The 25834-nt window shown below is 46.3% G+C and carries 13 protein-coding genes; 10 read left to right on the top strand and 3 right to left on the bottom strand.

Translation table 11 applies throughout. The annotated features are described in order from the left end of the window. Positions 1-154: 154 nt before the first annotated feature. On the bottom strand, positions 155-1078 hold the full coding sequence (locus tag H70737_RS29930) for a helix-turn-helix transcriptional regulator (protein WP_052404387.1): 924 nt from the start codon (positions 1076-1078) through the stop codon (positions 155-157). Positions 1079-1486: 408 nt separating this feature from the next. On the opposite strand from H70737_RS29930, the gene H70737_RS22150 reads away from it, so the two are divergent. The 7 genes from H70737_RS22150 to H70737_RS22120 all read left to right on the top strand — a co-directional run bounded on the left by H70737_RS22150 (position 1487) and on the right by H70737_RS22120 (position 13187). Further along, positions 1487-2371 (top strand): ABC transporter permease, encoded by an 885-nt coding sequence (locus tag H70737_RS22150; protein WP_143759569.1) that lies wholly within the window; start codon positions 1487-1489, stop codon positions 2369-2371. A gap of 15 nt (positions 2372-2386) precedes the next feature. Then, complete coding sequence (locus H70737_RS22145) at positions 2387-3283, top strand: carbohydrate ABC transporter permease (RefSeq protein ID WP_042190759.1); 897 nt, start codon at positions 2387-2389, stop codon at positions 3281-3283. Positions 3284-3391: 108 nt separating this feature from the next. Next, the gene (locus tag H70737_RS22140; protein ID WP_042194338.1) at positions 3392-5047 is read left to right on the top strand and encodes an extracellular solute-binding protein; all 1656 of its coding nucleotides are present in this window, start codon (positions 3392-3394) and stop codon (positions 5045-5047) included. Between the two features lie 98 nt (positions 5048-5145). Next, a complete protein-coding gene (locus H70737_RS22135; protein WP_042190757.1) occupies positions 5146-6279 on the top strand; it encodes an SGNH/GDSL hydrolase family protein in 1134 nt (377 codons plus the stop codon). A gap of 64 nt (positions 6280-6343) precedes the next feature. Then, positions 6344-8047: an alpha-1,3-galactosidase-related protein gene (locus H70737_RS22130; RefSeq protein ID WP_197071241.1), complete on the top strand. Its 1704-nt coding sequence runs from the start codon at positions 6344-6346 to the stop codon at positions 8045-8047. A 146-nt stretch (positions 8048-8193) separates the two neighbouring features. Further along, positions 8194-10581, top strand: a complete 2388-nt coding sequence (locus H70737_RS22125) for a glycoside hydrolase family 95 protein (RefSeq protein ID WP_042190753.1) — start codon at positions 8194-8196, stop codon at positions 10579-10581. Between the two features lie 545 nt (positions 10582-11126). Beyond that, a complete protein-coding gene (locus H70737_RS22120) occupies positions 11127-13187 on the top strand; it encodes an alpha-galactosidase (RefSeq protein ID WP_042190751.1) in 2061 nt (686 codons plus the stop codon). A 71-nt stretch (positions 13188-13258) separates the two neighbouring features. Here H70737_RS22120 and H70737_RS22115 read toward each other — a convergent pair whose 3' ends face one another. Then, complete coding sequence (locus H70737_RS22115; protein ID WP_042190749.1) at positions 13259-14128, bottom strand: helix-turn-helix domain-containing protein; 870 nt, start codon at positions 14126-14128, stop codon at positions 13259-13261. A gap of 252 nt (positions 14129-14380) precedes the next feature. Between H70737_RS22115 and H70737_RS22110 the strand changes: the two genes are divergently transcribed. From H70737_RS22110 to H70737_RS29925, 3 genes are all read left to right on the top strand, one after another. After that, positions 14381-16705: a glycoside hydrolase family 95 protein gene (locus tag H70737_RS22110; protein WP_042190746.1), complete on the top strand. Its 2325-nt coding sequence runs from the start codon at positions 14381-14383 to the stop codon at positions 16703-16705. 227 nt (positions 16706-16932) lie between these two features. Next, positions 16933-18474: a response regulator gene (locus tag H70737_RS22105; protein ID WP_042190744.1), complete on the top strand. Its 1542-nt coding sequence runs from the start codon at positions 16933-16935 to the stop codon at positions 18472-18474. A gap of 286 nt (positions 18475-18760) precedes the next feature. Then, positions 18761-23569 (top strand): S-layer homology domain-containing protein, encoded by a 4809-nt coding sequence (locus tag H70737_RS29925; RefSeq protein WP_052404386.1) that lies wholly within the window; start codon positions 18761-18763, stop codon positions 23567-23569. Positions 23570-23965: 396 nt separating this feature from the next. On the opposite strand, the gene H70737_RS22090 is transcribed toward H70737_RS29925, so the two are convergent. Continuing rightward, positions 23966-25720 (bottom strand): cache domain-containing sensor histidine kinase, encoded by a 1755-nt coding sequence (locus H70737_RS22090; RefSeq protein WP_042190742.1) that lies wholly within the window; start codon positions 25718-25720, stop codon positions 23966-23968. Positions 25721-25834 lie beyond the last annotated feature (114 nt).

Here is a 25834-nt window from a genome sequence, read left to right as displayed (position 1 = left end):
TTAGACTGATCCATTAAAAGAAGCAGCGGCGGACCAAGACTTGATAAATAAAGTCTTAGACTGCCGCTGTTGTCGTTCAACTAACGTTTCCCGTTAGCTTTGTTGATCGCCGACGGTCTATGCATCACCAATCTCTGATCTCCGATATCCGTGTCTACTTTACTTTATTTAATAAGCTTGTCACCATTCTGCTCAATGTCCCTTGATCGACGAAAGGAGCAAGACTTGCCAGCAGATCTGGGCTAAGATGTTCAGCTTCGACTCCACCAATCAACTTCTCGAGATTTTCCCTGTCCAGAAAAGGTGCGAGGCTTATGATCTGGTCCGCATCGATAGTGCCGTCTGCAACCCGGTCTACCAAGCGGTTTAATGTTTCTCTGCTAATAAAGGGTGCCAGCCCTTGAACGGAATGCCAGCTCAAGCTGCTCTCTTCTGCTTGTTGTACCAAGCGATCTACATGTTCTCTATCAAGAAATGGGGCAATCCCAACAAGATTGTGCACTTCTAAGGAACCGTCAATCGATTTATCTACCAGTCGACATAATGTGTCGCTGCTGACGAACGGAGCGAGTCCAGTAATGGTATTCCACACAATTTCGCCCTCTTCTGCCTGACGAACCAGTTCATCCAATGTATCTGTTCCGAGGAACGGAGCCAGCCGCATGATCACGTCTAAATTAAGGACGCTGCTGTCTAATCGTTCTGTAACCTTATGCAGAGCGCTTGTTTTTACAAACGGCGCTACTTCTACAAGCTCCTCCAGCTCCGCCTCTCCGGTATTGACCATCTCTGCAACTTGTTCCGGCCTGTTCTCTGCGATCTCCTCAACGATCGTTCCTAGGTGCGGGTGCTCCCGAATTTCTGTATTGTCTCCTGCATTTAAAATGTCGTCTACCGTTTTGCCGAATAACCTCGCAAACTTCGGAAGCGTTCCGATATCCGGTAGCGAGTCGCCCCGTTCCCATTTCGATACCGCTTGATGACTTACATTCAGTTGATCGGCAAGTTCCAATTGGGTCAAATCCTGGTCTTTGCGAAGCTTCGAAATATAAGCTCCAATTTTACGCAAGTCGAGCATTGTATACCTCCAATAAAACAAAATGTACAGTGCGCACTGTCAAAAACAGCATAGCATTTCTGCAAACGCAATCCTATCAAGCGTTGGTTGAATTGTCTCATGCGCTTTATTCAACTGCCGGTAGAATTGTCCAGATTGAAAATCTCCAGAGTGGGGCCTGATTCCGGAAAAATGGCCGTTCTACAGCTATTTTGTTCTCCCTGAATAGGGTTATTTGTACGCTGAAATGCCCAAGTGTACCTTTTCTTTGGGGATAAAAGTCAATTATGATCAACTCGTAGAAAGCGCTATCATAAACTACTGGCGGTTGCTTAGGGGGGGATTGTTCTGGAGAAAGAAATAGTATTACACCACAAGTCGTTACCGAAGCGTAAGGGCTCTGTATTTTTACAAAATGCTCGTAGAAGTATGAAAAAGCACTGGCAGCTACATTTGCTCGTGATTCCACCTCTGTTATTTTTCCTCATTTTTAAGTATTATCCAATGCTGAACGCGGTTCTAGCCTTCAAGGACTACAACGTGATTAAAGGAATATGGGGAAGTCCATGGGTTGGATTTCATAATTTTCGATTATTTTTTGATAATCCGCAGTTTTGGACCCTGCTCAAGAACACCATCATGCTTAGTGGTTACCTGCTGCTGGCGGGATTTCCAATTCCGATTATCCTTGCGCTCATGATTAATGAATTGCGCGGGGGAAGGTTCAAAAAGTTCGTCCAGCTGGTCTCTTTTGCGCCTTATTTCATCTCGACGGTTGTCATGGTGTCCATTATTATGCTATTTATGGCACCTCGTCTTGGATTTGCGAACATCGCTCTCAACTTCTTCGGTTTGGAGTCGATCAATTTCCTTGGAGAACCGGGAATGTTTCGTTCTATTTATGTCTGGTCTGATATTTGGCAGACTGCGGGCTACAGTGCCGTTATCTATTTAGCAGCGCTTGCCGGTATAGATCCTACGCTTTATGAGGCAGCCAAAGTCGATGGCGCTTCACGCTTTCAAAAAATTCGTTATATTGATCTGCCAGGTATTGTGCCTACCATCGTCATCATCCTGATTTTGAATGTTGGGAATGTCATGGCTATTGGCTTTGAGAAGGTCTATCTTCTGCAGAACCCGCTCAATCTGGCGAATTCCGAGATCATTGCCACTTATGTCTACCGGGTCGGTTTGCTGAACGCCAATTATAGCTTTGCAACTGCGGTTGGTCTATTCAACTCGGTAATCAACCTTATTTTGTTGCTTACGGTGAATGGCTTGGCTAAACGCATCACAAACAACAGCATCTGGTAGGAAAGGAGCAACCACATGGCAGCAGTTCAACAAAAAATTAAAGAATCAACTGGCGATAAGCTATTTCTGACCACTATTTATATTCTACTCAGCCTCGTGGTCATCGCGGTGATTTATCCGCTAATTTTTATCATCAGCAGCTCGATTAGCAGTCCAGCAGCCGTTACCTCCGGTCGAGTCTGGTTATGGCCTGTAGATATTTCCTTCAAAGGTTTCAAGGTTCTGCTAAATACACCCGAGATCATTACAGGCTACGGCAACTCCATTTTTTATACAGCCGCAGGGACGTTCATTAGTGTTGTGCTTACGATCATGATCGCGTACCCTTTATCACGCAGAGGTTTCTTCGGACGCAACACTTTGATGATGATCATCACCTTTACGATGATTTTCAGCGGCGGGCTGATTCCGACCTATATGGTCGTGAAGGAACTCCATTTGATTGATACCCGCTGGGCACTGCTGATACCAAACGCGATTTGGGTATGGCAGGTCATTATTGCCCGGTCATTCTTTCAATCCTCCATTCCGGAGGAGCTGCTGGAAGCCAGCGAAATCGACGGTTGCAGTGATATGCGGTTTGTCTGGAGCGTTGTCATTCCGTTATCGAAGCCCATTATCGCGGTGTTAGTCCTTATGTATGCGGTAGGACAGTGGAATGCATACTTTGACGCTTTGATTTATTTGAAATCAGCGAATTTGTTCCCGCTTCAGCTTGTCTTACGAAGCATCATCATCCAGAACAACAGTGCAGGTACAATGGATGCGATGAAAATGGTGGAGCGGCAGCAGCTTGCTGAGCTACTCAAATATGCACTTATAGTTATCGCTACTCTGCCTGTACTTGTTATCTATCCGTTTGTTCAGCGTTATTTTGTCCAAGGAATGCTGGTCGGTTCAGTTAAAGGTTAATTCACAGCTTTCAGAATCTGGAGAGGGGGAGAGGCACGCAGTAAAATGACAGAAAGATATCGTACCTGCCTAAATTATAAAAGGGAGTGATCGGATTTGAAGAAAAGTATGATGACCTTGTCATTGGTGCTGGTATTAATTCTTACGGTGGTGTTAAGCGGATGTGCTAATAAAAATACAGATAACACATCCTCCGCACCTGCTGACTCAGGTAACTCGGAATCAGCAAGCAAACCGGTGGAAATCAGCGTGTTCTCGGTTCAGGAATCCGGGATCGATGTTCCTACCAATAAATTTTCGAAATTTGTGGAAGACAAATTCAATATTAAATTCAAATGGGAAATCAACCCTTCAGACGGAGCCAAGGAAAAGCGCCAAATCTCACTTGCTAGTGGTGATTACCCTGATGCTTACCTGCTCACTCACTATATCGATCAGTTCTCACAGGCAGATCTTCTGAAGTATGGCAAACAGGGCGTACTGATTCCTCTGAACGATCTAATTGATAAATATGCTCCGAATATTAAAGCGGCTATGGAAAAGAACGATAATTTGAGAACGCTTAACACAGCGCCTGATGGTAATATCTACGGGCTTGTCGCTTACACAGAGTGCTTTCACTGCTCCTATCCGAGCAAAATGTGGCTCAATACCGAGTGGCTGAAGAAGCTGAATCTGGAAATGCCGAAGACAACCGAAGAATTCAAAAAAGTGCTGGAAGCTTTCAAAACACAAGATCCGAACGGGAATGGAAAAGCAGATGAAGTGCCGCTGAGTGGCTCCATTGAGGAGTTTGGTGTACGCATTGTACCATTCCTCATGAATGCCTTTGTATACGATGATGACCGCAATTATCTGAACATGATGGATGGAAAAGTTCAATCGGCGGCTGTCACACCGGAGTGGAAGGAAGGCCTGACCTATATCAAATCTCTGTTTGATGCAGGTTTGATTGATCCAGGGGCATTCACACAGAATGCGGAAGCCTTTAAGAAAATCGGTGAAAATGCCGATGCGGAAATTCTGGGCGCTGGTGCGGGCATGCACCCTGCGATTTTCGTCAATATTGATCCGGGCAATAGAAGCTCGGCACACTACAATCCTGTACCACCGATTAGCGGACCGGAAGGTATCTCCTATGCGACCCATGATGCAGGTGGCGTATCTCCAGGAGCGAAATTTGTCATCACCAACAAAGCTAGCGAGGAAGCACAGATCGCTTTAATTAAAATGGTAGACTACATGTTTACTTCTGAAGGACAAACGAATGGTGGCAGCGGTATGAAGGGCATTGATTGGACTGATCCAGAAGAAGGCGATGTAGCGCTGGACAAAGATGTTAAACCAGTGATCAAGACCATTCCTATGGCGGAGGGCGAAGCGCCGCGCAATGCGGGCTGGAGCGGCATGGGTCACTTCTATATGCCGAAAGAGTACCGTGATACCTTCGTTCAAGCTACTGACATCTACGCTTCCAGCGGTTATGAACGCAGATTGTATGATGCGACTCTGCTGTATGAAGGACATGAGCCTAAAGAATTATTCCCGATCTGGTCGATTTGGATTGATCCAAGCGAAATCGATGAAGCGAGCTTGCTGCAAACCAACATCAAGAATTACATTGAGCAAAATCAGCTTCAATTCATCACGGGCAACAAGGATCTTAATAAAGATTGGGATGCATATATAAAAGGTCTGAAAGACTTGAAGCTAGATCGTTATCTCGAAATCTTGCAAAAGGCTTACGAAACTTCTAAAAAATAAAATATTGAAATCAGAATCAGGTGCTGTAAGATATACCCCAGCACCTGATTTCTTGATTTCAAGGAAAAATATACATTTTTATTTACGGAGGATTAGTTATGACAGAAGAGAAACATTGCAATCATCAATTTGTAGTTCCAAGACGGGGACTACCGAATACAAGCGTAAGACTTGCGGGAAAGGAGCCGGTGACTGTCGCCTTTTTGGGTGGTTCCATTACAGAGGGGGCAGGTGCTTCCGACGCGGACACATTTAGCTGGAGAGCGCTGACTGGTAAGTATCTGCAGGTGCGATTTGCGAATCATGAATTCCGCTTCATCAATGCGGGAGTGGGTGGAACGAATTCCACGCTGGGCGCTCACCGATTACAGTCGCATGTCCTGCAATACGGCAAGATTGATCTACTATTCGTTGAATTTAGCGTCAATGACGGCAACGACCGGGAAGAATCCATTAGAGGTCTGGAAGGAATTGTGCGCCAGTGCAGACGGTTGTCGCCCGGCACTGACATTTGCTTCTTGTATACGGCAGCAGAGAAGAATCTGTCAGGGAGCAATCCCTTTAACATTGCCGTCCACGAAGAAGTAGCTGAGCATTACGATCTTCCATCTGTTAATTTTGCAGCTAGAGTTTATGCACAGACCCAGGCCGGACAAATGGAATGGACTGAGCTGGCTCCGGATGGATATCATCCCAATGATGACGGACATGCGCTGTATGCTTCTTTTTTACAGGAATATTTGGATGCAGCTCTTGTTCCTGACAACACACATTCAAATACCGGAAGCGCGTTAAGTATTGCTCCTTTGGAGGAGCGAAATTATGAATACGGTAATTTACTGGATTTCAGAGGCGCTGATCATGCAGATGGGTTCGAGCTACGCGAGCTTACCCCTGATGATCCACTGATGAACTGGCGATTTGGAACGGAGCATTTATATACAGACAGCAAAGAGGCATTTTTTTCTTACACAGTAACCGGACAGAGTGTGGGTCTGCTGCTGCTCTACGGCCCGGACAGTGGGATATTCGAATATTCGCTCAATGGCGGTCCCTTTCATGCGGTTAACTTATTCGATGAATGGTGTCCGCTTGCGTTTCGGCCTATTATTGCTATGTTCGGAATCGAGGAACAACGTCAGGAATTGCAAGTAACCGTGCGAATTACAGGGGAAAAGGATGAACAGAGTAAAGGCACCAGTCTGCGCATTTTGCAGCTAATGTACAATTGATTATTCTAACCTAGAAGATTATACTGCCTCTTATTAAGCGTTTACAATTCTAAGAAAGTGGGTGTTGATCATTTCTTTTACAGAACACAGCGTCGATTCTTCTCCTATCGTAATCCGCCTGACTGATTTTGGTGTTCTGCCGGATTCCGGCTTGGATGCTCAGCCAGCCATGACCCGAGCTATTGAGGCAGCCGCCGAAATAACTGGGCCGGTCCTGCTGGATTGTCCAAAAGGCTGCTATCATTTCTATCCGGAAGAGGCCATCCGAGCACCCTACTACATTTCCAACACTACCAGTGAAGAAGAGAATCCGGATGTCACCAAGACTATAGGAATTCTCTTAAAGGGGCTGCACAATTTAACATTTGAGGGCAATGGCTCTCTATTTATCTTCCATGGCAAGCAGACTATGTTCTTGCTGGATGGTTGCAAAAATATAGAGATTCGTAATTTACATACCGACTATGCTCGGCCGACTGTGACAGAGATGACGATTACTGAAAGCGGTACTCATTATTTCGATGTCCAGGTTCACTCCGATTCACGGTATGAGATCAGGGATGGCAAGCTGGTCTGGATCGGTGAGGGCTGGAGCTTCTCGGAAGGACCAATGCAGACCTATGATCCACTTAGCAATACGACTTGGCGGGTGGACAACTGGTCGGAGCTGGCTGATTCGGTTGAAGAGCTGGAGCCGATGAAGCTCCGCTTGCATTTTGATCATGGGCCTGAGGTTGTCCCCGGGCAGGTCCTGCAAAGCCGTGATGGTATTCGCGATCAGGTAGGTGTCTTCATTGTGGAGAGCGCTAACATCACCTTCAGCGATGTGGGGCTGCATTTTTTACACGGACTTGGGGTTGTAGGGCAGTTCAGCGACAATCTCACCTTTCAACGCATGGATATTTCGCCGCGCCTGGAGACAGGCCGAACGGTTACTGGCTTTGCGGATTTCATCCATATGTCCAGCTGCCGAGGTAAAATAACTGTTGCAGACAGCCGTTTTGCCGGTTCTCATGATGACGTCGTCAATGTCCATGGTACCTATCTACGGATCGTGGAGCAGCTGTCTACGAATAGGGTGAAGGTTCGGTTCATGCATCCGCAGACTTACGGTTTTACGGTCTTCTATCCGGGAGACGAAATTGAATTTGTTCGTTCTGGCTCTCTGACTACCTATGCTGCTAATGAAGTGATAGAGGTTACGCGTCTCAACCCATGCGAGCTAATACTGACTTTAGCACAGCCTATTCCTAAGGGGCTTGGCAGCCATGATGTGATCGAGAATGTAACCTGGACACCGGAGGTTGAAGTCGTAAATAATCACCTCGCGCGGGTACCGACCCGCGGTATTCTTGTGACAACCCGGCGTAAAGTAGAGATTAAGGGGAATGTTTTTGATCGGATGCAAATGAGTGCGATTCTTGTTGCCCTGGATGCGGAGTCTTGGTATGAGTCTGGCAAGGTGGAGGAGGTAACCATCGCTGAGAATCATTTTATTGAATGCGGGGGTATCGAGCATCCGGTTATTTTCATTTCGCCAGAGAACACAGAGGTTGACGAGAGCACTCCTGTTCATCAGGGTATAGTTATTAAGAACAACAGGTTCGAGACTGGTGAAACGTTAGTCCTTAGTGCCAAGAGTACCCGCGGACTGGTCTTCAGTGCTAACGAAATTGTCATGGGTGGGGAAGGTACGAACTGTCTTTCCAGTGTTGCGGATGCGATACGTTTAACCGCCTGTAGCGAGGTCGATATTCAGGATAATTAATTCAATGAGTTAGGGCAGGTTGTGTTAGATCGCGATATGGATCGGTAGATCGATGTATAGAAAACGCTTTATCTGATCTTTATAATGAGGGCAGACTTGGGGGAATACATTATTTAATTCATGACAGATCGTGAGGGAGAGAACCAATGAAACTTCAATATGACAAGCCAGCAAATGTATGGACCGAAGGGCTTCCGATTGGGAATGGCCGTCTGGGTGGTATGATCTTCGGCGGTGTGGAGCAGGAGAAAGTCAGTCTAAACGAGGATACATTATGGTCGGGATTCCCGAAGGATGGGAATAATCCAGGTGCTAAGGAAGCTTTGCCAAAGGTTCGAAAGCTGATTCAGGAGGGCCGGTATACAGAAGCGGACACCCTGACTAGAGAGATGCTAGGTCCGTACACCCAATCGTATCTGCCTTTTGGAGATTTACTACTTCGTTTTGAGCATGGTGGTGTTTATCAATCCTATCGGCGGACATTAGATATTGAACATGCGGTTCACCGCGTTGAATACAAGATTGGTAATGTTACTTATACCCGTGAGATGTTCGCTTCACATCCTGATCAGTTGCTCGTGCTGCGTCTGACTGCAAGTGCACCGGGAGCGCTGAATGTACATGCTACACTAGATAGTTCGCTTCGGCATAGCCTTCACGCTCAGGGTGATAACTTTGTACTCTCGGGAACTGCACCGGAGCATGTTGATCCAAGCTATTTTTGGAGTGACAATCCGATCCAATACGGAGAAGCTGGCAAGAGCAAGGGCATGGCCTTTGAAGGACAACTCTCCGTAGTAGCAGAGGATGGGGAAGTTACCGTTGACGGTAGTGGAATTCATCTGTTGGGAGGAACGGCTGCAACCTTCTATTTCAGCGCGGCTACAGGCTTTAATGGCTTTGACAAAATCCCGGGAGCTGAGGGGAAGGATGCTTCTGCTATTGCAGCTTCTTACTTGGCAGATGTGAATGGAAAGTCTTACGACAGCTTGCTTCAAGCGCATGTCGAGGACTACCGATCACTTTTTGACAGAGTGAAGCTCCAATTAGGTAAGACACAAGCCCCGGAGTCGATGTCCACGGAGCAACGGATTACGACATACGCGGCACAAGACCCTGGTCTTGTCGAGTTGCTGTTTCATTATGGGCGCTATTTGATGATCGCAAGCTCGCGCCCCGGAACACAGGCTACTAATCTGCAGGGAATATGGAATGCGGTTACCCGTCCGCCGTGGAGTAGCAATTATACACTGAACATCAATACAGAGATGAATTATTGGCCAGCTGAAATTTGTAATCTGGCGGAATGTCATGAGCCGTTGTTGGATATGATCGGAAATTTGGCGAAGATGGGTGCGGAGACTGCTCAAGTCAACTATGGTGCCCGAGGCTGGGTGGCTCATCATAATACGGATCTTTGGGCACAGACAGCACCGGTCGGGGATTATGGTGACGGAGATCCAAGCTGGGCTTACTGGACGATGAGTGGCGTTTGGCTGACACAACATCTCTGGGAGCATTATGCTTTTGGCGGGGACGAGGAATATTTACGGACTTCCGCTTATCCTGTGATGAAGGAGGCGGCTCTGTTTGCACTGGATTGGCTTATTGACGATGGTAACGGAAGGCTTGTGACCTCCCCATCCACTTCACCAGAGCATAAATTCCAGACAGCGGAGGGCTTGGCTGCAGTCAGCGCAGGTGCTACTATGGATATTTCGCTCATCTGGGAGCTGTTTACGAATTGTATCGAGGCTTCGGAAACGCTTGGAACGGATGAGGATTTGCGTGCAGAATTGGTAAGTGCTCGTGAACGTTTATTGCCACTGCAGGTTGGTAAGTACGGACAGTTGCAGGAATGGTCCTTAGACTTTGAGGATGAAGATATGTATCACAGACATACCTCACATTTGGTCGGTATCTATCCGGGCCGGCAGTTGTCAGAAGAAGAGACCCCTGAGCTGTTCGCTGCCGCCAAAACTTCGCTTGAACGGCGTGGGGACGAGAGCACGGGCTGGAGTCTGGGCTGGAGAGTTGCGCTCTGGAGCCGCTTCCGGGATGGCAACCGCTCACTACGACTGCTCTCAAACATGCTGCGGCTGGTGAAGGACGGGGAGTCCGAACAGTATAGTCACGGCGGGGTTTATGCCAATCTGCTTGGCGCACATCCACCGTTCCAAATTGATGGTAACTTCGCCGCTTCTGCCGGAATTGCTGAGATGCTACTGCAATCTCACCTGGAGTATCTCGATCTGCTGCCTGCACTGCCAGATGAATGGCAGGAGGGAAGCGTGGCGGGGCTACGTGCCCGCGGTGGTTTTGAAGTTAGCATTCAGTGGGATAGAGGCCATCTCGTGGAAGCACAGATTACCTCCCTTCTAGGCAATGAATGTGTGATCCGCACAGATGCTTCGCTCATGGTGAGTAATGGCGGCAGCGAGATGAAGTATGAACGTTCTGCAGATGGAATGTTGAGCTTTCCTACGACCGCAGGCCAGACCTACAAGCTTATAGTTGTAAGCAATAATAGTTAGTTTCATACGAATATGGACAGCAGCAGAGACCTAAATTACAGGATCCTGCTGCTGTTTTTTTGTACGAATATAATGCTGATCAACAATTAGGAAAAAACTCCCTAAAATTCGGAGATTTTTGCTCGCAAGACTAACAATCAGGGAATTTCTCCCTGAAATTCATCCGATCTGGTGGTGAATTTGGAATTCACTCTGTTTTTTAGGGAGGTTTTCCCTCATTACATTGAAATATAGTGTTTTCTGGCTTTTTTTAGGGAGGTTTTCCCTAATCTATCTCTTCTAGCTGCCCGAAGGTGAAAACGGAGTGTGGATACGAAATTGTTGAGCATGAGCAATATTTTATGTACAGCCTCTTCTTCTTGTCATCGACATGAATACTAGGGGTATTTAGGTTTGTGCTAGATGTGTTAGATCGCGGTATGGATCGGAAGATCGTTGTATAGAAAACGCTTTATCTGATCTTTATAATGAGGGCATACTTGGGGGACACAGGTACAGAGCCTGCCGCCTTCAAGGTCCAAAACGCAGTAACAAGGAGGCAAATCATGCTAACTGATAGTGCTACAACGGTAAAAGTGAATACGGACACAGCATCTCTTATCCGTGTAACCAATGATGAGGTGAATCTAGAGATTGATCTCGGGACGGGTGAAGCATCCGTTGCCCGCGGAAACACTTCTCATGTAAAAGGGATTCGCAGTGCATTCCGCTGGCAGGGCCGGGAATATAACACTGAACATTATCAGAGCCACACACTGAAGTCTCAGGAAGTGGTAGTTCGTGAGGGCTTTGGAAAAGGTGTTCACGTAGTCATTTTGCACGAAACGTCCCTGCTGCCACAGCTGGAGCAGCATTTCTATATTTATGAATCTTCATCATTTGTATTGATGCAAATCGTAATCGCAAGCGATGAAGAGATCAAGGCAAACAGGATGGCTGTCCTTCAGACCAAATCGGTGTCACTTGGCGGGGAGTCAGGGCAACCCGAAGAACCAAGCATTCTGCGTGTGCCGTACGACAACGACAAGTGGGTCAGATATACAGTAGTGAAGCCGCCGATGGATACGGAAAGCTATGAAGTAACTGCATTGTTCGCGCCGGAAAGCCGGCAGGGAATTATTATGGGTTCCATTACGCACAAGGTGTGGAAGACAGGGATTCGTATCAAAAGCGAACGGAGCGGAGGGATCGAGGAGCTGGATCTTTACGGCGGCGCTGTAAGTGAAATGACCCGCGATTTCCAGCCACATGGTTATGTGAAAGGAACAAGAGTAGAGTCACCGCTCGTTTTCGTAGGGTTCTATGATGATTATAGAAAAGGGCTTGAAGCGTACGGTCAGGCTAATACCTGGATAGAGGCTCCTCTGTCATGGGATGGCGGCATTCCTATCGGCTGGAATAGCTGGTCTGCGGCAATGGCTGAGCTTGATTATGATCTGTATACATCCACCAGTAATTTTCTGAAAAATGAAGTGCAGCCGCTAGGATTCCAGAATGAGGACACACTTTACATCAACTTTGATGCTTTCTGGGACAATTTCACACCAGAAGAAATGAAGAATGCACTGGACCTGGTTCGGGAGAACGGTCATAGACCGGGAACTTACTGGACGCCTTTTGCCTTCTGGGGAAGTCCGGCTCAGTTTGGAGATCTCGTGGAAGGTACAAACGGCAAATACACTTATGGTGATATCTTGCTGCGAGACAGCGAAGGAGAAATTTTGCCGGATGTTGATGGAGGGCTGGCCATTGACCCGACACATCCAGGCAACCTGCAAAGAATAGATTGGTATACGAATAAATTCATCTCGGAAGGCTTCGAGTATGTCAAGCTAGATTTCTTGGCGCATGGTGCACTGGAAGGGCAACATTACAATCCGGAGATTACGACGGGAATTGCGGCATATCACTATGGGATGACTTACTTGCAGAACAAGCTCTCACCAGAGGTGATCGGCCGGCCGTTCTTTATCAATCTATCCATCGCGCCATTGTTCCCTTATGCATTTGCGCATAGCCGCCGGGTATCCTGTGATGTCTTCGGCACGCTACACGATACAGAATATCTGCTGAATTCGTTGACACATGGCTGGTGGATGAGTCATACCTTGTACCATTACAATGACCCGGATCATTCCGTGCTCTACAAGAGCCACAACCAAGATGCCACTGGCTGGCATGAAGGACGGAGCCGACTGACTGCTTCGGTCATTGCTGGAACGGTACTTCTGCTAGGCGATGATTTCCGAAAAGAAGAAGCAGCCGCACGGGCCAAAGCGTGGCTGGGCAATAAAGAGATTATGGATGTCGCCCGCCTAGGGAAGACTTTCCACCCTGTCGAAGGGGATCTTGGCAAGCAAGCTTCCGATACTTTCGTACTTGAAGATGCAGAAGATGATGTATTCTATCTTGCTGTCTTCAACTATGATGCTGCGAATTCTGCTCATAAATCTATCTCCTTGGAGCGTGCAGGGCTGAAGGGTCAAACAGCTTACCAACTGCTTGATCTATGGGAAGGCATACAAGGGGAAACAGCGGGAGAGCTTGTAGTTACGCTCGAACCGGCAGAGTCCAAAATCTTCAAATTAACGGCAAAAGCCAACTGATTATACACATTGAAAAAAGAATACGCGTAACCGCTTCTCGCGGATAGCGCGTATTCTTTTTTGTTGGAGTCTTACATTCGTATTCGGCTTTGCGGATTAAGGCGGTATTGTGTTGGATTAATGCCGTAGCAGGTACTGAAATGTCTGGAGAAAGGATGGATGGAAGGATAACCCAGCTTCTCAGCGATCGCAGTCACACTAAGCTCACTCTCCAGAAGCAGTCCTGCCGCCCGCCTCATGACTAAATTATGATGATAGACGCGCGGCGTCATTCCGGTCTCCCGTAGAAACAGCTCATGGAAATATGTCCGCTTGAGCCCGCAGAACTGTGCCCAATCTTCGATAGACTTACCACGCTCGGGGTGGGTGTTCAAATATTCCAGCAGGCGGACAATACGATAATCACTTGGCTGATGCTGATGGAGGGCATTATACCAGCTCAAGATCCAGCCGTACAGATAGCTATTGGCCGTCTCATTACGATAGAACAGCGCGTCATTGTAAGACTTGGCAATCATCACAAGACTATCGTATAGCAGGGGATATTTAGCTAGTGGAAATACGCAAGGCAACTCGTTCAGCTCGGCACAGGGTGCTTCGGTGGCTTTTTTTTCAAATTGTAAGACTTCAGGGGCATGGATAAATGAAAGGTTATTGGATACTGGAGAGCGGTTGTCCCATAAATCAAAATAGATGTTGTAGGACGACAGTGGATGAGAAGGCACGATATGAAAAGCATGGGGTTGACCGGGACGGAGAAAGACAAGCGTCCTTCGTTCAATCGGATAACGTATTCCGTCGATTTCCATCTCACCGGGGCCATCAGTAAACAAGTGGAACGCGTATGCATTACCGACTCTCAGATGCTCATTGCTGCTGCCGTCGTACACATAAGGCATAATTGCGCCGACATATGGAGTCATTTCAGATAGTTTATTCATGCGGCTCCTCTTTTCTTATCTTACCGTACAAATCGTCAAATGATCGAACAGGTCAACAAAGACAGTGATTCATCCAAATGATACGATAAATACAATAAATCCGCAACATATTGGATAGGTTTAAGAAAGTATGATTCATCTTGAAAGAGATGGGATTAGGAATGGTTTTACACTATATAGCGGATTAATTAACAACATTTTTAGAGGGTTATCGCGCTTGCACAGATTCTACTATGGACAGGAGAAAATAAAATGAGCGATTTTAGATTATGGTATTCTACCCCTGCAACAGATTGGTCACAAGGATTGCCACTGGGCAACGGAAGAATAGGTGCAGTAGTGATAGCTGCTCCGTATCGTGAGGTATGGAACATGACCGAGGTTACCTACTGGTCGGGTCAAGCTGAGTCAGAGCCTGCTCCTTTCGGAGGCAGAGCTGCGCTGGAAGAGATGCGGAAGTACTTCTTTGCTGGCGATTATAACGAAGGTGACCGTCTAGCCAAACAACATCTGCAGCCGAAGAAACGAAATTTCGGTACGAACCTTGGTTTATGCGAGGTTGTCATTGACTTTGCAGAACAGGACACGGATTCCGGGTCAGCAGCGGCTATCGAGCGAGAGCTGGATTTGACCTGTGCGGTAGCCCAGACAGTGGTTCAAAGTAGTGGAACAACGCTGCATCGTGAGATTTTTGCCTCCCATGCTGATGATCTGGTGGTCTCAAGAATTTGGAGCGATGAACCGGGAGGTGTATCCTTTACGATCGGTCTGGAGGGTGGTTCAGAGTCGTTTACGACTCAAGTCGTGAATGACGACACTATTGAATTCAGAGGACAAGCCACAGAGAATGTGCATAGTGACGGCACTTGCGGGGTATGGGCAAAGGGACAAATTAAGGTAAGCATTTCCGGTGGTACGATGTACAGAGGGGACGGTCAATTGAGAATTGCCGGAGCCAATGAGGCGCGAATTTATTTTGCCGTCAGCACCGATTACAACCGTAGTAACTCGGAGTGGGAAATGGAGAGCAGCAGCACATTACAGCAGGCTTTGATTAAAGGATATGCGCAGTTAAAAGAAGATCATATCGAAGATTATGAGCAAGAATATGGTAAGGTGGATATCCAATTAGGTACCACTGGGAAGGTGAATCTGCCGACTGACCAACGTATTCGATTACTGGCACAGGGCCAGGAGGAGGATTCGCAGTTGTTCGCGTTGTTCCTGCAGTACGGACGTTACCTGACTATCGCTGGAGCACGGGCAGACTCCCCGTTACCGTTGAATTTACAGGGAATATGGAATGATGGTGAGGCTTGCCGTATGGGGTGGAGCTGTGACTATCATTTGGACATCAATACGCAAATGAATTACTTTCCGACGGAAGTCGTAAATCTTGGGGATAGTCATTTACCATTAATGCGCTATATTGAGGGTTTGTCTCATGCTGGAAAGTCAAGCGCTCGCGATTTCTATGGCAGCAAAGGCTGGGTAGCACATGTATTCTCGAATGTCTGGGGATTCACGGCTCCGGGCTGGGAGACATCTTGGGGGCTAAACGTTACAGGTGGACTATGGATTGCGACGCATCTGATGGAGCATTATGAATACAGTCAGGACCGTGTGTTTCTGGAGCAACAGGCATATCCAGTGCTAAAAGAAGCCGCAGCATTCTTCCTAGATTATATGACCATTCATCCAAAATACGGCTGGCTGGTGACCGGACCTTCTAATTCGCCAGAGAATCATTTCTATCCTGCGGATAGCAGCGAGGGCGCACAGCAGCTGTCTATGGGTACCACTATGGATCAGATGCTGGTGAAAGACCTTTTTGAGTTCTGTTTGAAGTCTGCGAAACTACTGAATACGGATGAGGAACTACAGGAGCAGCTGGAGCAAGCGATATCCAAGCTGCCACCATTTCAGATCGGCAAGAGAGGACAGCTGCAAGAATGGCTCGAGGACTACGAGGAAGCGCAGCCGGAGCATCGGCATTTGGCCCATTTGTTCGCGGTATATCCAAGTAATCAGATCACACCAGGTAAGACACCTGAACTTAGCGCTGCGGTGAGAGTAACACTTGAGAACCGGATGGTTCAGGAAGAACTGGAGGATGTGGAATTTACCGCAGCATTGTTCGGTCTCGGCTTTGCCAGATTGTATGATGGGGAAAAGGCCTTTAATCATATTTCTCATTTGATTGGTGGACTCAGTTTCGATAATTTATTTAGCTTTTCCAAATCGGGCATTGGAGGAGCGGAGTGCAATATTTTTGTGATCGATGGGAATTTCGGGGGTACGGCTGTTATTGCCGAGATGCTGCTGCAAAGCCATGAGGGTGAGATTCATCTGCTGCCTGCACTTCCAAAAGCATGGGGGACAGGATCGGTATCTGGACTGCGGGCCAAAGGAAATGCTGAGGTTGATGTAGCTTGGGACAATGGTCAATTGGTGGAAGCTACGATCCGTACCTACTCGCCAGGAACCGTGACACTTCGGTTGGGAGATAGAAGAGCTACTGTTCAAGGAGAAATAGGAGGAAGCTACTATTTTAACAGTCAGTTAGAGTTGGTATAATGATTCAGCGGGGGTGATATGAACCCCCGCTTTAATTATGCTGGGTTATTAGCGCATGATTAAAGGGCTATCCGGTCTGTTATGGACCGGATAGCCCTTTTGCCGATGTCTGCAAATTAACGATTCATGCCTGAAAATAACTTTCATTTATTTGGATCATAGTAGCCTAAGGGGAAAAGAATATAATAGAAGAAACAGATGCAGACAACAAAGAGGAGGGGACATCAGTGTATAGTATTTTTCTAGTTGATGATGAAGAAATAGGCCTTGAGATGATGAGAGATTATATCCGCTGGGAAGAAATGGGCATTTATGTCGTCGGAACTGCGAGTAATGGTAGAGAGGCTCTAGAGAAGATAGAGGCCATTAGACCTGATATTATTCTTACAGATGTCCAGATGCCGATTATGAACGGTATTGAAATGGCTAAAAAAATACATGAGAGCTATGACTGGATGCAGTTAATGTTCCTGACTGGGCATGACGAATTCAACTATGTAAAATCGGCTCTAAATGTAGGTGCTGTTGGATATTTACTGAAGCCCCTCGACTTGAATGAAATTGGAAGCGTTATCGCAAAGGTGAAGCAGCGCTGTGAGGAAGTTCAAATGAAGAAACGTTCCATGGAGGCGGCTAAAACGAACCTTCTTAAGGAGCTTTCCTATGAAAAAAATGCGGAACATGCCGCTGATCTGGCGACCAGCTATTGCAAGCTTACCCGTGAGTCTGAGAGGAATCGCTACGCAATGGCGCTGTTCAGTATCGATCCGATTGAGGCAGAGGGGGAACAGCAGAGTCTGGAGGATTGTAAGAACCGGTTGGTAGCTTTTCTGGATCATTTCTTCAAGTCAAAGAATATAGAGACGGTATTTGTGCCCTACAAAGATGGGGAGGTAGGTGTGTTTATGGAAGCACGCCAACAGCCTGGGTATTATGCGTGGGAGGATTTGGCCGCGGCTATCCGAAGTGGACTGGATTTCACAGTGACGGCAGCAGTCGGTGCGCAGGAAACCGAATTAACGGAGTTACATTGTCTGTATAAGCAGACGCGTGAAATCCTAAACGAGCGTTTCTATAAAGGTACGGGTTCAATTATTCATGCCTTGGCGATTTCAAACCAGTTTGATAGTGAGCATGTGCCACCTTTTAATAGGAAAGAGTGGTTTGAAGCTATCAATCAGCTAGATTTCGAGCAAGCCGCACAGAAGCTGCATCAGTATTTCGAGGGGCTAGCCACACTAAGAATCAAGAAAAAAAATATCTGCGATTGGGCGATTGATCTTGTCGACGAGCTGCTGGAGCAACTGCATCAACCTGTTCCTGAGGGGGTTAAACGGGCGGAGTTATATCATTCCATCTATAATGCACTGACTTTAAATGAGATTGAGGATTTGATCCTGGGCACTGCAGGCAATGCTATGAGCTTGCTGGGTGAGCGGCTTATGGACAAAAACACGAAGCTAGTTCACAAGGTTCGCAGTATGATCGACCAGAATTTTGATCAGCCGATTACGATCAATAGCTTATCTGATCAGGTTTATTTATCGCCGAACTATTTACGCTCCATTTTTAAAGACAAGACTGGTATCACGATTCACGATTATTTAACACGTATCCGGCTCGATAAGGCTACAGAGTTGCTGGCTGACGGCTCGCTCAAGATTCAGGATATCGCTCAAAGAGTCGGTTACGAAAGCACGTCTTATTTTATCTCCCTATTTCTGAAGAACCAAGGAGTTACACCTAACGAGTATAGGAAGAGTCTATGATTGTGCCAGCGCTTCGGTTCGGCAAATAGGAAATAAAGTTACTTTCCCTTACGAATAGTAAACTTGCGATATGGATATTAATCCCTCTGCTTTTTACAATTAAGCATGTATTATAACTAGCACATGTGAGGGGCTTCATTCATCAAGGCAATCAAAGGCGTTTTAGTTCATCGAAAATCGGTAGCGCTTTCAAGATGCTTCTTAATCAACTCCTTTGATGACTTGATGGACAGATATAGCCCGAATATCACAAAAGTGCAAGGAGACCTACAAACGGAGGGATTAAATGTTTGGGAAAGCAATGAAAAGAGGATTTTTGTTCTTTGTCATCATCTGCTTGGTAATAGGCAGTGGCGGTCAGTTTGTCAGTACGGTTTATGCCGATGATACAGAGAATACTACCTATGAAGCTGAAGCTGATGGAAATGCTATGACTGGCAATGCTTCTATTTCTGAACACCCAGCGGCTTCCGGGGGGCAGAAAGTCGGAGGCATGTATCAAGGAAGCACTTTGCAGTTTAATCATGTGACTGTAAGTGAGAGTGGGAATTATAAAATTACAGTGTACTATATCTCTGGCGATTCGCGGCCATTCAATATCAGTGCCAATGGCGGCGATAAGCAGTTTGAAGAACCACCCAAGACAGTGGATTGGGATACGGTGGGAACTTATGATGTAACACTTCCGCTGAATGCTGGAGAGAACAGCATCCTGATTGATGACAACAACTGGTATTCTCCAGACATCGACAAGATCGTAATTCATGGACTGGACGACAGCGACCCAGGTGAAGGATCTGGAGGCGACTGGAAGGAGAAGCTGCATGGTGCAATCATAGAAGCTGAAGCGCCTGAAAATATAATTACAGGCAACGCCAAAATAGCAGACAGCAGCGTTGGTTCCGGTGGAAAAATTGTAAAGGATATGAATAAAAACAGTACTTTACAGTTCACAAATGTCACTGTGCCGGCAGCGGGAACGTATTTGATCCGTATTTCCTATATTTCCGGTGACCAGCGGCCTGTCTATATGCAGGTGAATGATGGACTGGATGAATTGGTTGATCTGCCAAAGACAGCAAGCTGGGATACGGTAGGAACTTATGATGTAGAAGCCTCCTTGCAGGAAGGGCTGAACACGATCACTTTCTCGGATCATAACTGGTACTCTCCAGATTTCGACCGGATTGAAGTCATTCCGTATACGATCAGTTATGAAGCTGAGTCTCCGGTCAATGATTTAACTGGAGAAGCGCGAGTTGGCGATAGCCCGAATGCTTCCGGTGGACAGAAGGTAGGGTATCTGAATGGCGGCAGTTCCTTAACTTTCAATAAGATTACGGCTCCGATGACAGGGGATTATCGGATCACGGTAGCTTATTTCTCAGGTGACCCGCGCAGCTTATACGTCAGCGCTAATGGTGGGGCAGAGCAGTATTATGAACTGCCAAAGACACCAGACTGGGATACGGCGCTCACATATGAGCTTACACTGCCTCTGAACGAAGGCGAGAATACAATCAAATTCTCAGACGGCAACTGGTACGCGCCAGATCTGGATCGAATTATTGTAGAACCGGCATTGGGTACAGATCCTAATCCTCCAGTTGAAGAGGAAGGTGATCTGGGGACACCAGGGGCTTCGAATAACTACGGGGCCATCACCGTTACCGAATATACTTATGGAACGCTCGTATCGAATGGACAATATGAGGTTTCCTTTAATACTAAGTCTGGATACGCAAGCTACAAGTGGACGGATGGTCAGAAGCTGCAAGGAATCTATAGCAGCATCAAACTCGGTGATACTCTCGTTGAGACTACAAGCTATGAGAATCATACAAGTGCTGGTGCTCCAGTAGAAATTCAGGATGGCTTTGGCAAAGGAGTGGAGCTTACTTTTGTTCACACCTCAGCTGGACAGCCAACGCTCAAACAGGCTTACAAGTTTTATGACGATCAGAAGTATTTCTTAACTCGTCTGGATGCCATTAGCGATACGGTGCTACAGACTAATTATATGTCACCTATTACCGTAAAACGTTCAGGTGGAGTGGATATCGGTGCCAGTGCAGATAACCGAGTACTAACCGTTCCTTTTGACAATGATGCTTGGATTCGTTATAAATCTCAATCTATGAACCGTGCGGATACCAGCTATGAAATGACGACTATCTTTAATAACTCGACACGCAGCGGTCTTGTGCTTGGGTCGGTCACTCATGATACGTGGAAGACCGGGATCGACTGGAAAGGATCTTCTAATCGGCTGAATGAGCTAACGGTTTATGGCGGGGCAGCCAGCGACGTTACACGGGATACCCAGCCTCATGGCATGCTTACAGGTGCAGAGTTGTCTTCGCCGATGATTATGGTGGGGGCATTCAGTGATTACCGCACAGGACTCGAGGAATACGGAAAAGCTAATGCGATCATCACACCTCCACTGTTGCTGAATCCTGAGTTGCCGCAAGGCGTACCTGTTGGTTTTAACAGCTGGGGAGCTTACGAAGGTACACTTTCATACCAAGACGTTGTGGATGTCTCCAATTATTATAAGGAGCACCTAAATGATTTCAATAATAACGGTAATGTATTTATTAATATGGATTCCTATTGGGACAATTTGAATGATAAGCAGCTTGCTGACGCTGTATCAGTAATTAAGGGTAATGGTCAGCATGCAGGTATCTATTGGGCACCATTTGTATATTGGGGCAACAATATGAGCCAGCCGGTAGAGGGTACCGACAATAAGTATACGTATGGCGATATTGTCCTCAAAGATGCCGAGGGTAAACCGCTGCCGACGCTGGATGGGGCTTTTCCTCTGGATGTGACACATCCAGGTGCTAAACTGCGCATGAATTATTTTTTGGACAAATTTAAGGATCTGGGCTTTACCTTCATCAAATTGGATTTCTTGACGCACGGTTCGCTTGAGGGACAACATTTCGATCCAACCGTAACGACAGGGATTCAAGCATACAATGAAGGAATGCGTTATGTGAAAGATCGTTTGGATGGAAAAATGTTCATTAGCGCATCTATTGCGCCAATCTTTCCAAGCCAATATGCACACAGCAGACGTATTTCCTGCGACACCTACGGCAAGATCAATGAAACGGAATACATGCTGAATTCGTTAACTTATGGATTCTGGCAAAATGGCACAATTTACACCTATACGGATCCCGATCATTTAGCGTTGGCCCGCGCTTTCAGCTTAACTGAAGCTCGCAGTCGAATGAACTCTGGCGTCATCGCCGGTACCGTACTTCTCGGCTCTGATGATGTTAACGATCCAAAGGCACAGGAGTACATGACTGCCTTGTTTAACAACAAGGAGGTTCTCGAATTAGCATTAAAAGGAAAAGTATTCAAGCCGCTGGAAGGAAATACGAATGCAAATGCAGCGGATACTTTTGTGATGAAAGACGGCAACGATTATTATCTGGCTGTATTCAACTACAGCGCCAATGCTTCTGCAGACAAAACGGTGAATCTTGGTAGAGCCGGACTGGACGCAGCGGATTCGTACACTATGCAAGACCTATGGACGGGAGAGGTTTCGACTATTTCAGGAACACTCGCATTGTCCTTGCAGCCGACTGAATCGAAACTGGTAAAATTGACAGCTGCACCTAAGAAAGTAACAGGTGTATCGCTAGATAAGACAGAGCTAACATTAACCGCTGGTGAAACCGGAAAGTTGACGGCTACGCTATCTCCGGAAGAGGCGGCGAATAAAGCAGTGCACTGGACTTCGAGCGATACGTCTGTAGCTACCGTAGTGTATGGAACGGTAACGGCTGTAAATGCTGGGAGAACCACAATTACTGTGGAAACAGTAGACGGCGGCTTCAAAGCTACGGCAGAAGTTACAGTCAAAGCAGCCTCCACTATAGAACCGGGAAATCCTGAAGTCCCTGCGAATCCGGGTAACAACAACGGTACTCCTGGTAGCATTGTAGATCAAGAGAATGGCGCGGGCACTCTAATCCTTACACCAGAGATGCTGAAAGTGGATAGTGCATCTGGTAATGTCATCGTGGAGATTAAGGGAGATACACAGCAGATACAATTTTCCTCTGATGTAGTTCGCCAGTTGGCGAATCACACGCTGGTTCTGAAGTCCGGTAAGTTCTCCATGAAGGTGCCTGCGGATCTGCTCCGCCAGTTGCAGAGCAAGCTACCGGAAGGTCAGCGGGATGATAGCACGATAACCCTGAAATTAGCACCACTCAGCAGCAAGGCGAATGAGATCATTGCTGCAGCGGAGGGAACTACTCAAGCACAGGTTAGGCTCATGGGTGATATCTATGAGTTCAGTCTGTCGGTGACCACGAAAGCTGGCACAACAGAAACGCTTTCTGCGTTCGATCAACCCATTACGCTAAGCATGACAGTAGGAGAAGGCTTTGATTCCAAGCGTGGAGGCATTTACTATATTGCGGATAACGGTAAGCTGGAATATATCTCTGCGAATTATGCTGATGGTGTATTGACAGCACAAGTTAACCACTTCAGTAAATATGCTGTGCTGGAGCTCAAACGGACCTTTGTCGATGTGCCAGCCAATCACTGGGCTAGTCCTGCAATCCAAGAGCTGGCGGCGAAGCTGTATGTTCAAGGGACTAGCAAAGACAAGTTTGAACCAAACCGTGCGATTACGCGTGCCGAGTTCACCTCTATGCTCGTTCATTCCCTTGGGTTGACCACAAGGGGAGATGTTAGCTTTGCTGATGTTGCACCGTCTGCTTGGTACGCGGAGTCCATTTCTATCGCTTACAAGGCGGGCATCGTGAGCGGCAGAAGTACGACCAAGTTCGAGCCGGCTGCACAGATTACCCGTGAAGAAATCACGGTCATGTTAATGAAAGCCTATGAGCTGAAGAATGGCAAAGTAACTGTTGCTTCAACTGATGTGACATTCAAAGATATGAAGCAGGTCTCCTTTTGGGCAGCCGCTTCTGTAAAGGGAGCAGCCAGCCTAGGACTGGTTCAAGGTCAAAATGAAGGTCTATTTGCACCAAAAGGGGTCGCTTCCCGAGCAGAAGCGACCCAAGTGATTTATAACTTGATTATGAAGTAAAACATTGCAAATATACAAATGAACGAAGGAGTTAAGCAATCTCTAGATGCTTAGCTCCTTCGTTTTTGGTGTTCACTGAAGCTTTATTAAAATGATAATGGTTATATCGAGGGGCTCGTGGCAAGCTCGTGGTAACTAGGCTAGGTGAGAGCGATTAGGGAAAATCTCCCTAAAAATAGCCAAAAAATTCTTGGATGCGATGTAATTAGGGAAATCCTCCCTAATAATCGGGCGAATTCTGAATTTACCTCCAAATCAGCAAATAATCAGGGAGGATTTCCCTGATTATCAGTATAATAAGCAAAAATCGCCAAATTTCAGGGAGGATTTCCCTAATTGTTAATCAATATTTCTGATTTTTCAATAAGCTTTGCGGTTATTCAGATGCGTCGTTCCCTACATTTCCTTTTGCGGTAAGCGAATTTGCACAGTGGTTCCTATTCCGAGCCTACTAAACACTGTAACGCCGTAATGCTCACCAAACCTCAGTTTTATCCGTCGATCTACGTTTGAAATCCCATAACCTCGCCCGGGTTTATCGTCAAGTAAAGTGTGAAGTGTCTCACGGCTCATCCCCATGCCATCATCAATTACAGATAGAATAATATCACTATTTTCGACTATGCCTTTGATATGAATATTTAGCGGGCTTTCCTGATTCCACACCGCATGAAGCACCGCATTTTCTACAAAAGGCTGCAAGGCTAGCTTGACTGTAGAGTAAGGTAAGATCGCTTCATCAATATTGTAAGTGATGTTCAGTTGTCCTTTGAATCGGATCAGTTGAATGGCATTGTAGCTTTGCGTCAGCTTCAATTCTTCATTAATAGTTAAGATGCTCTTTCCTTTATTCAGGGAGATGCGATAAAACTTGGCGAGATGAAGCACCAAATCCTGAATGCGAGTATCTTGATGTTTTAGGGCAAGAGACGAAATGGAGCCCAGTGTATTGTACAGAAAATGGGGGTTGATCTGGGCCTGAAGCAGGTCAAGCTCTGCCTCCTTGTTCTGTAGCTCCTTCTGATACACTTCGGTGATTAGACTCTTTAAGCGTGTAGTCATTTGCTTGAAGGCAAAATGAAGCTGGCCAATTTCATCATTACCTAAATAATCATCATTCGTAGGGTTGAAGTCACCACGTTCTAGCCGCCGGATCATTCGGATTAACATTCGAATACGCTTGCTAAACATCGATGCAGTAATATAAATCAGCAATAATGCGACGACTATAAAGCCTAAAGAGATTTTGATGATGAGCTCTGACAGTGATTTCGCATCCTGAATGATACTGTCATAAGGGAATATAGAGACGGTTTTCCATCCATTTGTGAGCGTGTTATAGACGGCGAAAGCCTTTTCCCCTTTATAGGTAGTATCAAATCTGCCAGAAGGCAATTCATCAAAGTTCTGGTCAAGCATTTCCGGCAGACTTGTATTTAATAATTGTTTGTCGGCGGCTGATAAAATAAGGCCCTTGTCATTAACGATAAAAATATCTTTGCCGCCTGCTTCTTTCTCCATTAAAGAATAGATCACCGATTCGGATATTTCGAAGACCAGAATACCGTAGGGATATTGGTTGCGATTATTGTTCAGTAACCTAGCCAGTGTAAACATTGCGGGATTATCTTGTGACTGTGGTGAGGACAGATGAATAATATTCCCATGAGACTGCATCAGCTGCTTGTACAGCTCTGTCTCTTTCACTTCGGGTGTAACCGGCTTGATATAGTAATTATCCTTGGGCAGTGATGGATTATCGGAATAAATGAAAACGCTACCAAAATCGGGATAGGCAGCCATTACCGTGTCTATACGATTGCCAATATATTGATAGACGTCTAGATAAGATGGATCATCTTGATATTCGCTCGTGAGGTAAGTGGCTAGCCTATTATCCAAGTAAATAGAAGCGGAAATATGCTCATAGCTGTCCAGTTTGTTCTCCAGGTTCTTGTTGATCTGGGCCGTTGAATTCATCATATTGATGTAGATTTGATCGGTCAGCTTTGATTTTGTAAGTTCGAATGAAAAATAGACAAAAAGCATCATTGGAAGAATGGTGACCAGAACGAACACGAGGAATAGCTTGGAGCGAAAGCTAAGGTCGATAAAAGGCATATAAATATACTTTTTGTAAAAATGACGCATCGTAGAAGTCCCTTCTTTACTGTGAATTCAAGGAAAGCCAAGTTTATCATATCAGACTGAATATCGAAATCCAATGCTCGAATGTTAAGAAACTCCTTTAAAAAGCGCTATCAT

The sequence above is a fragment of the Paenibacillus sp. FSL H7-0737 genome (assembly GCF_000758545.1).
Taxonomy (GTDB): Bacteria; Bacillota; Bacilli; order Paenibacillales; family Paenibacillaceae; genus Paenibacillus_AQ.
Note: the sequence above shows the minus strand (reverse complement) of the source record. Positions and strands in the feature narration are given on the sequence as shown.